This is a genomic window from Bacillus sp. ISL-34, assembly GCF_018613325.1.
Lineage (GTDB): Bacteria > Bacillota > Bacilli > Bacillales > DSM-1321 > Peribacillus.
The window spans coordinates 45,370-61,060 of the sequence record NZ_JAGGQJ010000008.1; the positions used below are offsets into that span (position 1 = coordinate 45,370).

The 15,691-nt window shown below is 37.9% G+C and carries 15 protein-coding genes; 11 read left to right on the forward strand and 4 right to left on the reverse strand.

The genetic code is table 11. The features are described 5' to 3' along the window. Positions 1-444: 444 nt before the first annotated feature. Positions 445-1,428, reverse strand: coding sequence for an ornithine cyclodeaminase family protein (locus J7E52_RS08215; protein WP_214744856.1), 984 nt, complete (start codon positions 1,426-1,428; stop codon positions 445-447). Between the two features lie 32 nt (positions 1,429-1,460). Continuing rightward, positions 1,461-2,759 carry an MFS transporter gene (locus J7E52_RS08220; RefSeq protein WP_214744859.1) on the reverse strand — a complete coding sequence of 433 codons (1,299 nt, stop codon included), beginning with the start codon at positions 2,757-2,759 and terminating at the stop codon, positions 1,461-1,463. Positions 2,760-2,925: 166 nt separating this feature from the next. On the opposite strand from J7E52_RS08220, the gene J7E52_RS08225 reads away from it, so the two are divergent. The 4 genes from J7E52_RS08225 (at position 2,926) to J7E52_RS08240 (ending at position 6,309) form a co-directional block, all read left to right on the forward strand. After that, positions 2,926-3,438: a helix-turn-helix domain-containing protein gene (locus tag J7E52_RS08225; protein ID WP_214744861.1), complete on the forward strand. Its 513-nt coding sequence runs from the start codon at positions 2,926-2,928 to the stop codon at positions 3,436-3,438. 620 nt (positions 3,439-4,058) lie between these two features. Continuing rightward, the gene (locus J7E52_RS08230; protein ID WP_214744863.1) at positions 4,059-4,808 is read left to right on the forward strand and encodes a methionine ABC transporter ATP-binding protein; all 750 of its coding nucleotides are present in this window, start codon (positions 4,059-4,061) and stop codon (positions 4,806-4,808) included. Further along, positions 4,801-5,463, forward strand: a complete 663-nt coding sequence (locus J7E52_RS08235) for a methionine ABC transporter permease (RefSeq protein ID WP_214744865.1) — start codon at positions 4,801-4,803, stop codon at positions 5,461-5,463. The genes J7E52_RS08230 and J7E52_RS08235 overlap by 8 nt, the downstream gene beginning before the upstream one ends. Positions 5,464-5,481: 18 nt before the next feature. Further along, positions 5,482-6,309: a MetQ/NlpA family ABC transporter substrate-binding protein gene (locus J7E52_RS08240; protein ID WP_214744867.1), complete on the forward strand. Its 828-nt coding sequence runs from the start codon at positions 5,482-5,484 to the stop codon at positions 6,307-6,309. A 179-nt stretch (positions 6,310-6,488) separates the two neighbouring features. Here the strand turns inward: J7E52_RS08240 and J7E52_RS08245 are convergent, their stop codons facing one another. Then, positions 6,489-7,679, reverse strand: coding sequence for an MFS transporter (locus tag J7E52_RS08245; protein WP_214744869.1), 1,191 nt, complete (start codon positions 7,677-7,679; stop codon positions 6,489-6,491). 345 nt (positions 7,680-8,024) lie between these two features. Here J7E52_RS08245 and J7E52_RS08250 point away from each other — a divergent pair, with 345 nt between their 5' ends. The 4 genes from J7E52_RS08250 (at position 8,025) to J7E52_RS08265 (ending at position 11,544) form a co-directional block, all read left to right on the forward strand. Beyond that, positions 8,025-9,893 carry a T7SS effector LXG polymorphic toxin gene (locus J7E52_RS08250; RefSeq protein WP_214744871.1) on the forward strand — a complete coding sequence of 623 codons (1,869 nt, stop codon included), beginning with the start codon at positions 8,025-8,027 and terminating at the stop codon, positions 9,891-9,893. 26 nt (positions 9,894-9,919) lie between these two features. Next, positions 9,920-10,393 carry an SMI1/KNR4 family protein gene (locus J7E52_RS08255; protein WP_214744873.1) on the forward strand — a complete coding sequence of 158 codons (474 nt, stop codon included), beginning with the start codon at positions 9,920-9,922 and terminating at the stop codon, positions 10,391-10,393. 16 nt (positions 10,394-10,409) lie between these two features. Then, on the forward strand, positions 10,410-10,589 hold the full coding sequence (locus J7E52_RS08260; protein ID WP_214744875.1) for a hypothetical protein: 180 nt from the start codon (positions 10,410-10,412) through the stop codon (positions 10,587-10,589). A 565-nt stretch (positions 10,590-11,154) separates the two neighbouring features. After that, positions 11,155-11,544, forward strand: a complete 390-nt coding sequence (locus J7E52_RS08265) for an immunity 22 family protein (protein ID WP_214744877.1) — start codon at positions 11,155-11,157, stop codon at positions 11,542-11,544. 88 nt (positions 11,545-11,632) lie between these two features. On the opposite strand, the gene J7E52_RS08270 is transcribed toward J7E52_RS08265, so the two are convergent. Further along, positions 11,633-12,783, reverse strand: a protein-coding gene (locus tag J7E52_RS08270; RefSeq protein ID WP_396020258.1) for an IS3 family transposase whose coding sequence is annotated in 2 segments (ribosomal slippage) — positions 11,633-12,534 and positions 12,534-12,783 — 1,152 coding nt in all. Because the reading frame shifts where the segments join, the coding sequence is not laid out codon by codon here. A gap of 401 nt (positions 12,784-13,184) precedes the next feature. Between J7E52_RS08270 and J7E52_RS08275 the strand changes: the two genes are divergently transcribed. The 3 genes from J7E52_RS08275 to J7E52_RS08285 all read left to right on the forward strand — a co-directional run bounded on the left by J7E52_RS08275 (position 13,185) and on the right by J7E52_RS08285 (position 15,548). Continuing rightward, the gene (locus J7E52_RS08275; protein WP_214744881.1) at positions 13,185-13,607 is read left to right on the forward strand and encodes an SMI1/KNR4 family protein; all 423 of its coding nucleotides are present in this window, start codon (positions 13,185-13,187) and stop codon (positions 13,605-13,607) included. Between the two features lie 501 nt (positions 13,608-14,108). Beyond that, positions 14,109-14,558, forward strand: coding sequence for an SMI1/KNR4 family protein (locus J7E52_RS08280; protein WP_214744883.1), 450 nt, complete (start codon positions 14,109-14,111; stop codon positions 14,556-14,558). Between the two features lie 480 nt (positions 14,559-15,038). Continuing rightward, the gene (locus J7E52_RS08285; RefSeq protein WP_214744885.1) at positions 15,039-15,548 is read left to right on the forward strand and encodes an ankyrin repeat domain-containing protein; all 510 of its coding nucleotides are present in this window, start codon (positions 15,039-15,041) and stop codon (positions 15,546-15,548) included. Positions 15,549-15,691 lie beyond the last annotated feature (143 nt).

Genomic DNA, 15,691 nt, shown 5'->3' on the forward strand with positions numbered 1-15,691 from the left:
TAAAGATTTCTGTATATTAAATAGTTAAACACATCTATTGCCTTACAATCCTAAAACCAACTGTTGTTGGCAGGGGTACGGTTAAAGCTAAAACATTTGGTAAGTATTCTACAGCAATTAATGAAGTAAAAGTGATTGAAAAATTTAGCAGTGGTGCTGTATGTAGCAATGGATGAAAATCATGCGTCTGTAATGCTGACCACCATGAGCAGTGCCGTACCATTCGCCGATAAATAAAGACCTTTGTAAAAACCAGCCGCCGAGACTTGGTGAACATCACCATTCTTTGCGGCTATTTTAATGATTAACGATCCATCGTTTCTATTTTCAATGCCAAATAACCGACGAAGCGACTTAATGAAGTGGTTGGAAAAGAATGGGTAATCATGAGTTCCTTCTGATTTAACTCAAATAATAGACCGCAACATATACGAGCTTCTTCTGTTATACCTCAATCTCCATCCCGATGTTCCGTTCTTTCGATTGGCTGTAAACACCTTTTGCCACAGCGAGGTCAAAGTAAGCGGCACCGACTGATTTAAAGAAGGTAATTTCCTCTTCATTTTCCCTGCCTGTTTTGGTCCGCATGACAAGTTCATAAAGCTCCCCGTGTATATCATTAAACGACCAATTTCCCTGATTGGCTGCAGAAATGAGTTCTCCTGCTTCAGCCTTCACGCCCGCCAAATCGTCGACGATAATTTTAGCAGCGCGTGAAACCGTGGTATTATCCACTTCTTTCATATATGGCAAGTAAGACCCGACCCCGTTAATGTGTGTGCCCGGCTTTAAATCCTGTCCATTAAATACTGGCTCGTTCGAGCGGGTTGCACAGCAAATAATATCTGCTTGACGAACAGCTGCTGAAACATCCTCGCAAACTTCAAAAGGAACGGTTACTCCGAATGCCCGCAGCTTTTCACCGAAATTCTGCGCTTTCTCTGGTGTACGATTTACTAATAAAATACGCTCAATGTCCCTTACGGCTAACACACCAATTGCTTGTTCAAATCCCATAGCCCCTGTTCCGATAATCGTGAGAACCCTAGCGTCTTTACGAGCAAGAAGGTCTGTGGCAATGCCGCTCAATGCCCCCGTTCTGAGACGTGTTAAATAGGAGGCATTCAACAATGCTAAGTGTTCGCCATTTTCTGCATCTGACAGCAAGATGACTCCTTGTGTGGTTGCCATCCCCCTTGAAGGATTCTTTGGAAAAATGGTAACGACTTTGACCGCCGAAACCTCTTCAGATAAATCAGCGCTTGGCATGTAAAGGGCCGATGCCTCGTGTTGAGGAAAATCAAGAACTGTGCGATGAGGGTTGTCTATTTTTTGAGCACCATGTGAACGTAATACGGCCTTTATATCCGCTATTGCGTCTTTCATTCCATATGATTCTTGAATTTCCTTCTCACTTATAACCAACATACAATTGTCCTCCTTGAAGTAAAAAACATAGATTACATGGCACTAGTATTATGCGTTTCGTCTAATTTTTGCTTGCTGCGATCCTTAACTGCCCAAATCGCTGCTAGTGAAAGGACAGATGCAAAAATAATATAAATGGCGACTGGAACATAGGAGTTATTAAATCTATTAAGTAAAGCCGTTGCAACTAGCGGCGCTGTTCCTCCTGCCAGAGCTGCTCCAATTTGATATCCAAGCGTGATGCCGGTATAACGGATCTTCGCATCGAAAATTTCCGAGAACATCGTTCCAAGAACGGCTGTGATGGGAGCCCAAATAACCCCTAAACCGATCACTGTTGCAACGATTAATAGCAGTACCGATTTTTGCTGCAGCAACCAGAAGTATGGGAACGCAAACAGTGCCATCCCAATCGTTCCGCCTATAAACAGCTTTTTGCGGCCAATTGTATCAGATAAATTCCCCATGATAGGTATTAAAATCGTCGTTATAATTGTCGCAATCATGACTGCAGTTAATGTAGCTGTCCGGGAGAAACCGAGATTTGAAGTGGCATATGATACGACAAACGTGCTAAAAATATAAAATGGAGCTGTTTCTACCACTTTGGCTCCCACGGCGATAAGCACTTCACGCCAATAATTCTTAAGAGTTTCTACAATCGGCAGCTTTGGAACTTCTCCGGATTCCTTTACTTTTTTGAAAGACGGTGTTTCATCAATTCCTTTACGAATCCATAGGCCAAAAAATACTAGCAGAGCACTAAAAATGAATGGTATACGCCATCCCCAAGTCATGAATGCGTTTTCAGGTAGCAGTGTCATAATAGATAAGGCAACGGTTCCAAGCAGCATTCCAATTGTAACACCCATCTGAGGAATAGCTCCGAACAAGCCCCGTTTCTCAGCGGGGGCATATTCAACGGCCAATAAAAGCGCGCCTCCCCATTCACCGCCAATTCCCAGACCTTGAACTAAGCGCAACGTGATTAATAAAATCGGCGCCCAAATACCAACGGCTTGATACGTAGGAAGAAGCCCCATCCCAAATGTTGCGACACCCATTAAACTAAGTGTTAAAACAAGTGTTTTCTTTCTCCCGATACGATCGCCAATATGGCTAAAAATCACCCCGCCAAAAGGGCGGATGAAGAATGCTAACGCAAAGGATGCATAGGAAAGCAACAGCCCTATTGTCGGATCCTCATTCACGAAGAATAGCTGGTTAAACACGAGAGCTGAAACGGTCCCATATAAAAAATAGTCAAACCACTCAATTGAACTTCCGACTAAACTCGCGACTAAAATTCGCCGCATTTGTTTCTTCTCCATCTTGAATCACCCCTTCAAAATTGAAGTATCACTTCAATTTATTTCTTTCATTTTAAATAATTTGAAATTTTCTGTCAATAATTTTAATAAGTTATTAATGACGGAACATATCAAAATTTGTACTGTATAATGTAGCTAGATACTATGTAAAAAAGGGGGCATCTGTATGCCTTTTGATTCAATCGGGAATAAAATGAAATTATTGAGGAAAGAGCGAAAACTAACATTAAAGAGTCTGGCTGAACAAACAGGCGTTTCAATCAGCTTTTTATCACAAGTGGAACGGGGAAAATCAAGCGTCACATTAGAGTCATTAAAAAAAATCGCTGATACATTGGATGTCAACCCAAGTTTCTTTTTTTCTGAGGACCGCTCCCAAGGTAATTCAGAATCGAATCATGAGCAATTTCATTATCAGAATTTATCCAGCGGCATTCGTGATGCTGTTTTTTCGCCTATTCTTGTCACTTTAAAGCCAGGAGAAAATAAAGGAAGCGCTTTTTCTCATACAGGTCATGAATTCTTATTCATTATCGAAGGGAAGTTAACAGTGGAGATAGAGGGAGAGAGAATAGAACTCCATGAACAGCAGTCATTCATGTTCGATGCTAGAAAAGCCCATTACTGGTTTAACTTCTCGGATCAAATTGTCCGGTTTTTGGTGGTGTCGTCGAAATAACGTCACGGTGTTCTGGAATGAAAGTATATCCAGTTAACGAAATAGTTGGTTTTTGTTGTAAATGAGGTTATATGCCGTACAAAAGGATAGATGTTAACAGGTATTCCTCACTGTTCATCTATCCTTTCTTTTTACCTTGTTGAATGTGTGACATTAAATCAAATCATTAAAGTAATCGTAAAATATTGGTTTGTGAGGTAATTCAGAAAAAAGGGTGATATAGAACAAGTTATCGATTAAGGTTATTAACGATCCATCGTTTTGTTTTTATTTTCGATGCCAAATAAGTGACTGAATGAAGCAGTTAGAAAAGAATAGGTCATCATGAGTTCCTTCTGGATCTGACGCAAATAACTCTATTATTTTGAAAGGAATAATCCGATTAATAGAGTGCAGTCATAAAGGATGATGATAATGAAATAATCACTCATATCTAAGAATGGTATATAAAAAGCCAATAGAAAGTGGGAGCTTAATGGGGTTGGAAGTCTTTAACTGTTAATTTGTGTCTTTGCATTAGGTCCTCATTAGTTGATAAAATGTTCTCAGTCGTGTTTCTTTGATGAAACGATAATGTGGAGCGATATGCTTATCTTTCAACAAATAGAAAGTGGGATTTTATGATTAACCTGGATCAAGTGAGTAAAAAATTTTCACAGTTTCAGGCAATTAAGTCTGTTACTTTAACAATACCTAAAGGTGAAATTCATGGAATAATCGGAGCAAGCGGAGCAGGGAAATCAACGTTGCTGCGGCTAATGAATTTGTTGGAGACCCCAGACGCGGGTGAAGTGGAGGTAAACGGCCAAAGATTGACAACATTGAACAATAAAGCACTTCGAGGGGCACGGAAGTCGATTGGCATGATCTTTCAGCATTTTAATCTTGTGGCAAATAAAACGGTTTATGACAATGTGGCAGCCTCTTTAGAGCTGGCAAATTATCCAAAGAAAGAACGTCGGAGCCGTGTTGTAGAGTGTCTTCAATTTGTCGGATTGGAGGGTGAGATGGAGAGATATCCTGCACAATTAAGCGGGGGACAAAAGCAGCGTGTTGCCATTGCAAGGGCATTGGTGAATAATCCGCAAGTGTTATTATGCGATGAACCGACCTCTTCCCTTGATCCAAATACAACGGCTGAAATTTTAGACGTGCTAGAGAACATAAACAAACGCTTCGGTGTGACGATTGTCATTGTTAGTCATGAGCTGGATGTCATTAAAAGTATATGCAATCGTGTATCGATCATGGCAGAGGGAGAGATTTATGACACGGTCTTAATCGAACCAACCGGGATTCAAAAAAGGGATAGTCGTCCAGAATACTTTATCGAACAATTAGCAGGGAATGGTGGGCTAGGTCATGCCTGAGGTTTTAGTTCAATATGAAGCAGAAATTTGGCAGTCAATTGGAGAAACCATTACCATGGTTGGTGTGTCCATTTTAGCTGCGATTTTGATTGGATTGCCTGTCGGGACCTTGCTATTTCTTTGTAGGAAGGGGCATTTGCTTGAAAATCCGTGGGCTTTCTCGATTTTGAATTTATTTGTCAATATTATCCGTTCTTTCCCATTTTTATTATTGGTTGTATTTTTAATCCCGTTTACAAGGCTCATAATCGGCACAGCCATTGGTACAGCATCTGCTTGCGTTCCATTAGCGATCATTGCCATTGCCCATTATTCGCGGTTGGTCGAGCAATCTTTATTGGATGTGCCAAAGGGTGTGATCGAGGCAGCCATTTCCATGGGGGCTTCTGTTAGGGATGTCATATTTAAATTTCTTTACGTGGAGGCTCGTTCAGGGCTTGTCCTCGGACTTACAACATCGATTATCAGCTTTATTTCCTATTCAACGATCATGGGAGTGGTCGGAGGCGGCGGTATCGGCGATTTTGCCATCAGGTATGGCTATCAGCAGTTTAAAACAGAGCTAATGATTTATATGATCATCATTATGATTATTCTAGTACAGCTTATCCAATTTATTGGAACGGCAGTAGCAAGAATGATTGATAAAAGATAAATAATGGAGGGAAACATCATGAAAAAAATACTCTTTCTCATGACAGCAATCATGCTGCTTTTAGTAGGATGTGGAAAGGAGAATGAAGTAAAAGAGAAAGAAAATGCCCAGAATCAGGAGAAGGAAGAGGTAACATTGAAAGTGGCCTCACTCATTCCTCCAATGACGGAAATTCTTGAGCTTGTCAAACCACAGCTGGCAGAGGAGGGCATTAACCTGGAAATGGTTGTATTAGGTGATAATGTGCAGCCGAACACCGCACTAGCGGCAAAAGAAGTGGATGTGAACTTCTTCCAGCACGTTCCTTATATGGAGGAATTCAATCGAAACAAAAATGCCGAGCTTGTACCAGTGAAACCCATTTATTTTGCCAATTATGGTGTGTATTCCAAAGAATACGATTCAATCGATCAATTGCCAGAGGGTGCCGTTATTGCCATTGCAAATGATGTGTCGAATATTGATCGTTCATTGGCATTGCTGGCACAGCATAAAGTTATTACTTTAAAGGAAAAAAAGGGTCCATACTATACAATGTCTGATATTACCGAGAACCCTAAAAACTATCAGTTTAAAGAAGTGGATTTATTAATGCTAGCGAGAACGTATGATGAAGCAGATGCGATAGTGATAACACCTGCTTACGCTGCACCGCTTGGTTTGACACCAAAAAATGACGCTCTTCTCACAGAAGGTGTTGAAAATGACTTTGCGATTACATTAGTGGCACGCAAGGATAACGTGGATTCTGAGCCAGTCCAAAAGTTGGCCAAGGCTATGACGAGCCCAGAGGTGCGCAAATTTTTAGAAGAGAAATATAGTGAAACTGCCATCCCGGCATATTAATTTTGTTACAAAGAAAGGGCTATTCCTTCAACAGGAATAGCCCTTTTTTACGTATCAGTTTAACTAGTAACAACCACTTTAGATTGACTTGTAAATGATTGCGAGAGAGTTTCGTACGGCGTTTGTCAATGTCTTGAAGTGGTAACCTAGGAAGCATACCAAGGCGTTCGTAGTTTCTCTTATGCTGCTTTCTTTTGTTTTTGGTCTAAGCGATGACTTAGGAAAGTTAGAAGACTTGCAAGAATAGCAACCAGCCCACCGACCCACGTCACACTCATCAAATTTCCCTGATGGTAAACCATTCCGCCTAAAGCGGAACCAAAGGCGATACCGACATTGCTTGCTACTGGCATCAGTGAAGCAGCTAGCCCTGTTGCTTTTGGTTGATAAATTCCGGCAAGGTCTATCAAATAAAGCTGGGTAGATGTTGTTAAAAGGATGGCCATCAATGACATCAAGCCAATGTTAATCAATCCAAAGATAAAATTATTTGTGGTCCAAAATAAACTGATCAGAACGATTGCTTGCACGAGGAAAACAAACCGGAGTCGTCCGATAGCATTGTAGCTGGCAATTTTACCAGCGAGTATGTTGCTGAAAATGGAAATGAATCCGTAGCCAAACAAGATCAAACTGATTGAATTACTTGGTGCTTCCATTCCTTTCAAGATCGGGACAAGATACGTGTAAACGGCATACGTCGCTCCAAATCCAAGAGATGGAATGAAAAAAGCCATTAAGATTCGTGGGTGTGTTAACAAAGAAAATTGATCACGCATCGAACTCCGAATTGGACTGTGCATAGTAGGCAAAATGAAGAAAGATGCCAAAAACGCAATTCCACCGAGAAAAGTCGTTAACAGGAAGGTTGCATTCCAGTTGTACATTTCAGCGATGACAGTTCCTATTGGTACTCCAATCACGTTTGCAAGAGTAAAACCACCGAAAACGAATGATATAGCAAGTCCACGTTTAGCGATCGGCATGGTTTCACTTGCAACAATCATGGCAAGAGAAATTAAAACTCCCGTTACAATCGCAGTCATCATCCGAAGTGCAAGGAGCATGATGTAGCTCGTCGAAATCACGCACAAAGCATTCAGGATGATGAACGAACCTATCAAAAACAACATCCATTTACGCTTTGGAAAATGGCTTGTTGCCGACATCACGAGTGGTGTGGCAATGGCAAACGTAATCGCAAACGCAGATACGAGTGTGCCTGCTTTTGCATTTGTGATATGGAGACTCGAGGAAATATCGGTTAAGATCCCGATGATAACAAATTCGCTTGTCCCGAGAACAAATGTTAATAAAGTAAGTGTTAAGATGAGTAACCAATGTCGCTTGGTTAATTCTGTGGCGTGCATAAATACCTCTTTTCTTAGATGAATGTAAATGTGTCACAGGGTAGATAAACAATTTAACTATCATACCATAAAACATTTTTACGAGGAAAACCCTTGCTTAGTTATCGTTGATTATTTCTTGCTAAAAAGCTTGTAGCTGATTTATCCACTAATTTTACCGTAACCTGTTATGTTGTAAAATATCGTGATTATTAAAAAAACGTTTTAGTGAAATCCCCTTCAATTCTTGAATAAATATAGAAACTCTTCTAAAATATATTTAGTCCATAATTTTACAGTGAATAAAAATATTACATAAGAATCTCTAAGTTTTTATAAGAAAAGTAGTTGAAAGGACTTTCAATAATGTCGATGATTTACGAATCTCAAACACTAGTTTCGGCCATGCAAACGCGTGTCGGACAATATAAGGACCTAAAAGAACAGCTAACGGAATTAAAAAATGGATTTGAGAGTATCGTTCATTTGGATGATGAGCTGCAGGGTCAAGGGGCAGAGGCCATTAAAGGGTTTTACAAAGCACAGATCGATGTTGTGGATTCTTGGCTGCGCCTGATCAATCGGCATGTTGCCTTTTTAAGTGGAATTCAAGGAGATACAATCGAAGCTAACCTGAGTGAAACCGTGGTTACAATCCCTTTTTTAGAGGAAGAGCTGGAAAGCGCCAGTCGAAATTCCAAGGAAATGGTCACAGCCCAAAAAAATGATCTGAAAAAAATATTGGCTGGAATTGATGATATCATTCAGTTAGAGCCTTTCTCCGATGATGTGTTCTTTGAGAATATCGAGAAGGCTGACAAGAAACGGACCCAAACGATAGACAAAGTAAACGAAATCGACCATAAGTGGACGGCTGAATATGCTAAATCCGAAGAAGACCAAGCGGCAGTGACGGCACTCATGGAGCAATTGAAAGTATCCAGTACAAGAGGAGGAGTAGTATCCCCTCTCTATTTTAATGCAACAGCCTATAAAAATAGTGAAGCCTATAAAAACCTAGAAGTTAGGAAAAAAGAGACTGCGCAATATCTGAAGGTTAAGAAAGAGGAAGCAGAGAATCGCCGGATCAAAGAACTAAAGGCACAACTCGATCATGTCACAGATCCAGATGAGTTCCTCACAATCGCCAAGCAAATCGGATATGAAAACTTAGGGCCCACCCAGCAGCAATATGTTATGCAGCTAGAAGCGGCTAAGCAAACGGCAGACATTGCAAAAGGAATCGGCGTAGGCCTTTATGATGTAGGTAAAGAATTCGTGACGGGAGTTTGGGACTTTATCACAGATCCTGGGGAAACGGTTGAAGGCGTGGCAAATTCAATCATGCACCCGATAAAAACCTATAAATATATTTCCAAGTCCATCTCGGACTCATATGAACGGGATATGGTAAATGGCGATGCCTATTCGCGGTCTCATTGGGTAACTTATGCCCTCGGAACTGTCGTCACATCAGTAGTAGGAACAAAAGGCGCAGGAGCCATAACGAAGACTGGTGTAACAACTACAAAAGCGGCTGCAGTTAAAGGTGCAACGAAGGCAAAAGAACTGGTCTCCATTCCTAACCTATTGCCATACAATCCTAAAAACCAACTGTCGTTGGCAGGGGGAGTACCTTATAATGTGGTTAATGGTGTTGGATTGAAGGATCAGTTAATTTCTATGGCGAAAGTGGAGTCGGAAGTTAATAAGGGTACAGGTAATGGAAGTAAGGGAGTAAGTGAAGCTAATTTAAAAAATATAGACGAGTTTATTAATGGAAGTAAGAACTTTGATGACGTTATAGATGACTTTGCAAAAGTATATAAAGAACATGTGGAATCTAATAGACCATGGTCTTGGGATGATAATATTCCAGGTGGAGATAGTTTATCTTCATCTCAAAGAAGAAAGATAAAAGAAATGGCAATATCAAAAGGTCATATTCCAAAAATAGCTGTAAATAAAGTAGAAGGTATGAGATATGGATTTGCTGATTTTGCTAGTGCGGATCTAGTTAAGGAAACAGTTCATCTGCCTGAAGAGTTTTGGAAGTTGTCAGATAAACACCAATTTATATGGTTAGATGAACAAATTGGTGGAACTCAAAAAGGAATGACTTGGCATCATACCGAAGTGCCTGGTAAGATGGAATTAGTTCCATTTGGCATTCATAATATCACACCTCATAATGGTGGAAGAACAAAAGGTATGTGGGCAGATGCTCCAAGATAACATAAAATTGAGGAGGTATAAGTATTATGGAAATTAAAGATGGTTCTGTAATTTATCCAGTACCAGACGATACTTTGTTATCTGAGAAAGAAAGGAAATGGAGAATTAAATTACCTAGTGCATATAAAGAATTTATTAAAAAGAATAATGGAGCTGTTCCGATAAAAGATAGTTTCGTCTGTAATAATCATAGTTATGTTATTGATAGGTTTTTGTGTATACTAAAAGTGACTGGCCAAAGTGATGATGAATTTTATGATATTGGTGTTGTTAGAACCCAGTTAGAAGAGAGAATTGTTTCTGATGAAGATTTAGTAGGGGTAGAATTATTGCCAATAGCAGTTTTATTTGCAGGTGATTTTGTATGTTTAGATTACCGAGGGAATAACGAAGAACCTTCTGTTTGTGTTTGGAATCATGAAGAATCTGCAGATTTAGAACCCGTGACTTATTTTGCGAGTAATAATTTTGAAGAGTTTCTAAAAATTCTAGCTGAATAAAAATGAGAAGCATTAGATGCGGGATTTGATTCTTGCATCTAATGCTTTTTATTTTAGTTTAAAGTTGAACGTTGTTGGGTATATGCAAGTCTCGACTCAAGGGCAAACAAGAGATGGATACAGTTTGAAATATCAAGAAGAGGAAATCAATATTATTGTGAAGAACAAGGCTTTAAAACTTGATACATATTTTTAGAGATCAAGGAACCAGTGGCGCAAAACTAAAGGAAGAATCATTAGAGATTGACAGGGTGGGCTTACAGGAGATGTTAGCTCAACTTTCTTCTGTCCAAAAGATTATGTGATTCTATATCCTACCGGAAAGAATGAAAAAAAACAGCTTATATAGATAAAGACTGTGTGACAGGTATTTATGATTTTGTCACGGATCCTTAGGAAACGATTGAAGGTGTAGCAAATTCGATCATGAACCCGATAAAAACCTATAAATATATATATAAGTCCATCTCCGACTCATATGAAAGAGATATGGTAAATGGCGACACCTATTCGCGAGCTCACTGGGTATCATATGCCCTCAGTACTGTCGTCATATCAGTGTAGGGTAGAGTTTATTAATCCACCAGGTAGACATCATCGTGCTCCTGGTTCTAAAAGAGCGCATAATGAAATATTAGAAATAATAGACACATCCCTTGTCTATGATACATTTGTAAGACGGTTACAGATGTGGTCTCATTATAGATACAAGGGTGGAGTAGAGGGTTTACCAGGTAATCTAAAAAAATAGGAGTGAAATTATGGAATATAGTGGCGTGGTTTCAGTGTGGTTTGGCGTTTCTAAATCGTTTGAAAATCTTGAAGAGTATATTGATATAGAGTATACGGAAGATGGGGAGTCAATAGACTCAAAGTTTGGTACAAACTTTGAATTTGGTTATTATGATGAAGATAACATTGAAATTTGTTTCTATGAAGAACCAAAAAATAATATAGACGACATTTTAAATGATTTTTCATATAGCGAAGTAATTATTCCGAATATAAAAGAGTTAGTAAATGGTGATAATTTAGCATATTGGATTAATTCTGTTATTGTACTCTATGATTTTCAATACGATGAAGCGAAAAGTGGAGATGGAACGGAAAATATAGAAATTAAATTTATTGGTACTGTACCATATAAGTAAAACTAATTAGTAATTTAGTTTAAATAAGCTATTGATACTTAACAAGAATGGATTTGAGTCAATATTTTGGACACTAAAAAGTTAAATCTTAAGCTGTATTTCTAATTCGGTCTTCAATGGCTTGTGGGGTTTGATAACCCAAACTGCTGTGAATTCTTTTTCGGTTATACCAACCTTCAATAAATTGGAACATCGCTAATTTAGCTGTTTGATAGTCTAGATATTGTACGTGGTTGACTTCTTCCTTCTTTAATAGGGCATGAAAGGATTCAATACAGGCATTATCGTACGGGCAACCTTTCTGACTAAAGGATTGCTTAATATGATGGGTTTGGATATGTTGAATAAACTCACTGCTTGTATATTGTGAGCCAAGATCGGTATGAAGAACTAAGCCCTCCGAGGGCTTTTGTGATAGGTGTGCGTTATTGAAAGCTTTTATGACCAGTTCTGTCGTCATTGAACGAGAAAATGAATATCCTACTATTTTCTTAGAATGAAGGTCCAATACCGAAGCTAAATAACACCATCCGTCTTTTAACGTGTGGATATACGTAATATCTGCTACCCATTTCTCATTAATGGTCTGAGTAGTGAAGTCTCGTTTTAGCAAATTATCCAATTGAATAACCTTTTCTTTAGATGGATAGGGACGGTATTTTTTCTTAGTAATAGAACGAATTCTCGCCTTGCTCATTAAGCGTTGAACACGCTTTAGACTTAGGGAAAACCCTTTGGTTAATAAGCTTTCATGAATCTTTGGAGCCCCATATCGTCCCTTGCTTTCCAGGTAAATGAGATGAATTTCCTTCGTGAGTTCTTTGTTTTCCTGTTCACGATTTGATACGACTATTTGAAGGGACTGATAATGGCTGCTTCTTGGGATTTCTAGTATTTCACACATCTTCTGTACGGGATATTGTTTCTTGTGTTCCTCAATAAATTCGGTAAGATCTGTTTCGGTTACTTTTTCGCGAATATGGCCATAGCCTTTTTTAAGATTTCAACTTCTTGCTTTAACCGAAGGTTTTCCTTCTGAATGGCGGCTAATTCCTTTGGAGTCATGGACTCTTCCCCTAAACCGATTGGAGTAAATTCTTTAACCCATTTATAAATGGTAACTTCTGATACGCCATATTCGCCGCTTAATTCTTTGACCGAATTACCCGAGTGATAAAGATCTACAATAGTCTTCTTGAATTCATTATTATATTTTTTACCTGTATTTTTACGTTCCAAGACGGACACATCCTCTCAAAAATCATTGTAAGGACTTAACTAAAATGTGTCCATGAAACTATACTAACTCCAGAAGGCTATGGTCGAAAGGTACCTGATAACTCCTAGACTATTTAATCGAAAGTCTTGAAGAGGCAAAAGAAAACTGGGATGAAAATGAAGAAGATTGGTAAAAGCTGAAGGTAATAGTTATTTATCTTATTTTCTTTTAAAGTAAGAAATATTTTATATAAGAAGAAGTGGATAGAGCCTGAAATCAAAGGGACTATCCATTTTTTTATTCATTTATATCTTTTTAAGGCTGATAGGATGGAACGCAACAGCTTATTAAAACAATTCAACAACTTCAGAAAGAAGTACTGGAAATGGCGGTCTAATAATCTAGAGTGAGGTGATTAATCATGAATATTGAACTATTAGAATTGATAAATGAATATATGGAAAAAGGAGACTTTATTGGAGAAGTTTCTGATGATTACATAGCGAGGGCAGAGAAATTACTGGAAGTGAATTTCCCGCCAGAATATAAAGAGTTTGTTAAAAAGTTTGGTTCCGGAGGGATATGTGGTGTTGACGTACTTGGTGTTGAAGGAGCAGACTACGCATCTGTAGTTGAAAGTACAAAGCGTTATAGAAAGTTAGGTTTAACAAAAAAATATGTTGTTATAGAGAATGTTGATGAGTTTGTTTACTGCTTAAGCACTTTAGATGAATATAATGTTGTGCGATGGGATGATAGAAGCAAAAAAGAATTAGATAGATATACAACGTTTAATGAATATTTACAAGATAGCTTTAAAGAGGCGATTGATAACTGGGATTAGAAAACGAAAGCCTATGATGATTGTATCATCATGGATTTGTATAACTAAACTTAGTATTTTAAATATGAATTGATGACTAGGCAAGTGAACATTTATAACTTAGAAGTATATAGTTAGAGGGAATAAACAAAAAACTAACGAAATTAAAAAAGGTTAACTTAACATTATTGTGAATTATTTTATAAAGAACATGATGAAAGCACATGATGAAAGCACTTGGTTCCCTTTTAGGCTACCGGTGCTTTTTGCTTTTTAGCATGAAATATTATAAAACGTTTATATTTGAATTCAGAGACCATTACGTTAGTAACATTATGGAATTTGTTTTTATACTTGTATAGGGTGTATGGAAAAGACACCATTAGGGATACAAATTTCTGGTAGCCACTACTAAAGCGGTAGCTGTAAAAGGCGTTACAAAGGCAAAAGAGTTAGCCTCAATTCTTAATCTATTGCCTTACAATCATAAAAACCAACTATTGTTGGCAGGGGGAGTACTGAATGCAAAAAGAGGAATTAACAAATTTCATTAATGAACATAACGAATCAGATGACTTTACAGGTGGAGTAGCTGAAAGTCAAGTCAATGTCGTCCAAAATGAGTTAGTGGTGGAATTACCAGAAAGTTATAAGTGGTTTTTAACGACCTATGGTTCTGGTGGATCATTTGGTGTGGATATTTTAGGAGTGGCTAAGTCAAATAGAGCTCCTGTTGTTGTTATCACGAAGAGTTATAGAGAGTTAGGATTGGATAAAGATTTAGTGGTTATTGAAAATGCTGGAGAATATATTTATTGTTTAAATACAAGCAAAATGGAGAATAATGAGTGCCCAGTAATAGCGTGGAATAGACAAGGGGGACTTGATGACTACAATACAGCAAAGAACTTTTATGAGTTTTTATCACAAAGGTTATTGGATGCAAAAGACGCATGGGAGGAAGATTTTTAAAATAGATAACTAGAAGCAAATTATAAATGGGATTAAACGAAATCAATTTATCATGATGGTTGTGCCATCAAGGATTTGTATTAAAATATTTTGTTTATAAAATTAAGCATGATAATTTGACGAGATGATATTTTAAAGGGGAACAAGTCAAAAACTAACGCAATTAAACATGCTCGTTGGTTAAAAGTCAGGATTAGTAATGAATTACTTTATATAGCTAACTTTCAAACACTTGATTGCCTTTTAGGCAACAAGTGTTGTTTTTTTATGAGATATTTATTATTGGACGAATTGAATTATACTTTACTGAACCCATAGCTCATGAAGGTTAGACCATAGAGAAATGATTTTATGCTTGGTTCGTATAAAAAGTATGATAACCCGGCGAGATGACGTTTTACATGGCAGGGGTTATTGAAGCTCTCGAAGAATTAGGTGAATTAGCTAGTAGAAGAGAATTGAAAGACAGGAGGTAATGTTATGGATGAAAAAAGTCTAAATAAAACTATAAGAAATGCTATTAAGCTTGGTGATATTAATGAAGTAAAGCGTTTAATAGGCGATAATCCAGATTCTTTACATACAATGACACCATTTGGTACATGGTTACATGTTGCAGCAAAAAAAGGACATTTTGAAATAGTAGAATATCTGATTCTTAAAGGAATTGATGTCAATACAAAAGGTGATATATTTGATGCTTCTCCTTTAAGAGTGGCTGCAGGAGAGGGGCATTTGGAGATAGTTAAGTATTTAATAGAGGCTGGCGCAGAATTAGATGAGAGCTTAGCGAAAAGAAACCCATTATTTGGAGCGATTTATGGTGGACATAAAGAAGTAGTTGAGTTTCTAGTTGAAAAGGGAATAGATATATCAATTAGATACACTGGAGAAAATATTAAGAATATGAATGCTTATGAATATGCTAGAGAATTTGGGCAAACAGAAATTGCTGATTATTTAAAGCATAAGATGGATGAAGAAGAATAAAAGGGTCATACTGTTACTATGAAACTTACAAATTTTTAATGCTGCCTAAAAACGGGTGAATTTAGATTATATTAGAATTGTAGAGACAACAACAGGATTAAAAATTCATAAATTGCAAATGGAACAATTAATATACGTCCTGC